Origin of the sequence: Rhodococcus sp. 06-462-5, from assembly GCF_002258315.1 — a bacterium.
Lineage (GTDB): Bacteria > Actinomycetota > Actinomycetes > Mycobacteriales > Mycobacteriaceae > Rhodococcoides.
The window spans coordinates 1-2280 of the sequence record NZ_NOYD01000031.1 but is presented as its reverse complement, the minus strand read 5'-3'; the positions used below and the strand labels follow the sequence as shown (position 1 = coordinate 2280).

The 2280-nt window shown below is 64.6% G+C and carries 1 protein-coding gene; it reads right to left on the bottom strand.

What is annotated here, in order from left to right; translation table 11 throughout:
- On the bottom strand, window positions 1–2280 hold a 2280-nt coding region (locus tag CH251_RS16515), incomplete at both ends, for a condensation domain-containing protein (RefSeq protein WP_143544978.1).

Here is a 2280-nt window from a genome sequence, read left to right as displayed (position 1 = left end):
TGAGGTTGACGATGGCGGCGTGCGACACCATGACGCCTTTGGGGCGGCCGGTGGTGCCGGAGGTGAAGATGACGTAGGCGGTGTCACCTGGTGCGGGCGGTGAGGGGATCGAGGCGGTGGTGGTGGAGTCGAGTGCCGCCCGAGTTTTCGGATCGTCGATCACGACAACGGAATTGGAGACCGTTGTGCGGTGGGTGGCGAAGCCTGCGCTGTCGGTGACGACGGTCGTGGGGGTGGCGTCGGTGATGATGTGTCCGACTCGTTCGGTGGGGTAGTTGGGGTCGATGGGGACGTAGGCGGCGCCGAGTCGGATGACGGCGTGGAGGGCGGCGGCGAGGTCGATCGATCGGGGCAGTATAACGGCGACTCGGTCGCCGCGTCGAACTCCTGTGTCGAGGAGGACGGCGGTCATGGCGTCGATACGGGTGTCGAACTGCGCGTAGGTCAGTGCCGTGCCGGTGTCGTCGACCAGAGCGATTGCGTCGGGTGTGGCCTGGATCTGGTTGCGTATTAGCGAGTCCAGGGTGGCACCTGTGGTGGGTATCTCGAGACCGGTGGCGTCCGACCCGGTCGACCACAGGTCGAGTAGTTCCTCGTCGAGTGCGGGACGAGCATCGATCGCCGAGACACGGGTGTCAGGTCTCGTCGCGGTTGTACCCAAGACCCGAACCAACATCTCGACGAATCGATCTATCGTGTTGTGCGAGAACAGGTCGGTTGAGTAGGTGAGGTAGCCGGAGATGCCTTCAGGGCCGTCCACGAAGTCGAGTTCCAGGTCGGTCTTGGCGGCACCCAGCTCAGCCACGTCGACGTCGGTCGAGATCGCCGTGATGCCCGTCAGGCTGAGGACGTCGCTGTTTACGGAGCTCACCGGGATGTGGGTCAGCAGAATCTGGAAGACCGGCGTGCGATTGGCGACGCGAGAGATGTTCAGCGAGCGGGTGATGTGCTCGAACGGTGCACTCTGATGGGCAAAGCCGTCGAGCACCGTTCGGTGCGATGCGGCCATTACATCGGACAGTGCATCGGTCGGACTCATGCGGTGCCGAAGCGGAAGCGTGTTGACGAAGTACCCGACGAGGTCCTCGAGTCCGTCCTCGGTGCGTCCACCGACCGGGGAGCCGATCACGACATCGGTACCGGCACCGAGCAGAGATGCGGTGATCGCGGTCGCGGCGTGCACGAGGGCGAACATGCTGACGCCGTGCGCTTCTGCAACACTGCGGATCCCGGTGACCACGTCGTCGTCGAGGACGAACGACACGTCACGGCCCTCGTGTGTCGGATGCGTGCGCCGCGGGCGGTCGGGAGTGATGATGGATTCGTCGGGAGCATCGGCGAGGGTTGAGCGCCAGTAGTCCAGGTGCGCCGCGAGTTCCGACGCGGGGTCGGTTCCGTCACCCAGGACGGTCCGCTGCCAGACGGCGTATTGCGCGTACGAAGCGGAGAGCGGACTCCATTGAGGAGCAACGTTATCGACTCGCGCGGAGTAGGCAGAGGACAGAGCACTCAGCATCGCCGAAGTGGACCAGTCGTCGATCGCATGGTGGTGGACCGCGATGACGACCGCCCATCGAGTGTCGTCCACTCGAAGAACGGTCACCCGGATGGGCAGGTCGACAGCGAGGTCGAAACCGGTGCGCACAACAGATGCGATGGCATCGTCCACCTGCGTGCGATCGGTGCCGCGTAGATCACTCACCTGAACGCACGCCCGTGCCGGCACCTCATCCATCGGCACTATCGCCTGTGTCGGTTCACCATCGTGCTCGACGAGGAGAGTGCGGAGGGTGGCGTGTCGTTCGACGACGTCGTGCACGGCTGCCGTGAAGGCGGTGGTGTCGAGGGAGCCGGTCAGCCTCAGGACCGTGGGCACGACGTACTGCGACTTCGGTCCGCCGAGTTGATCGATCACCCACAGAGACTGCTGCTCGTATGATGCGGGAATCACCTCCGGCAGTTCGACATCGGCGATCCGGATCCGCTCACTCGACGACACCGGACTGGATCCGGCTGTCGAGTCCACCGCGGTAGCGAGAGCCGCCACAGTCGGTGAATCGAACGCGGTGCGCAGCGACAATGCCGTGCCGAACTGGGCGTTGGTGCGGGCGATGAGTCGGGTGGCGGTCAGGGAGTGTCCGCCGAGGTGGAAGAAGTTGTCGTCGACGGTGAGGGTGGTGTCGTTGTCGAGGTGGAGTACGTCGCGGTAGATGTGGGTGAGTGTGTGTTCGGTGGGGGTGTTGGGGGTTCTGCCGGTGCCGGTGGTGGTGATGTCGGGGG